Origin of the sequence: Bacteroides sp. 4_1_36, from assembly GCF_003466325.1 — a bacterium.
Classification (GTDB): domain Bacteria; phylum Bacteroidota; class Bacteroidia; order Bacteroidales; family Bacteroidaceae; genus Bacteroides; species Bacteroides uniformis.
In genome coordinates this window covers 1-446 of record NZ_QSOX01000047.1, presented here as the reverse complement: position 1 = coordinate 446, position 446 = coordinate 1, and the positions used below count along the sequence as shown (strand labels likewise).

1 protein-coding gene is annotated in these 446 nt (G+C 46.0%); it reads right to left on the bottom strand.

Features of this window, described 5'->3' with window-relative positions:
* Positions 1-446: RHS repeat-associated core domain-containing protein (locus DXD65_RS21405; protein WP_317125010.1), on the bottom strand; the 446-nt coding region annotated here is incomplete at both ends.

Here is a 446-nt window from a genome sequence, read left to right as displayed (position 1 = left end):
GGACTATTCGCCCCATACTGATACGGAGACATCGAATAATATTTCTCGGCAAATCTGTCATTCGTCGTAAACCTACCCAATACCGCATCATAATGCCTTGCACCATAATCATACCAGTTCAAACCTTTCTTCGAGTCATACTCCTTGCCGTTATACTTGTAAGGCTGCACATTGCCTGAGCTTGCAAACACACCACCGAAGGGATAGTAATGGTTCGCTTCCTCTACCGTGCCGCTTTGGTTAATCACAACCCGGTTATTACCCTGATGGTCTTTCAAGTAGTAATGATACTTGCCGTCGCTCAAAGTAACATAGCCTTCATCGGTCAGCAGCAACTTCTGAACATCGTTCTCATAGACCACGTTTCCGCAATAGTCCGTCGTGGTAGTAGTGCTGCCTGTCTTATGGACAGTTTTCAGCTTTGTGCCGTCGGCACCATAAGTATA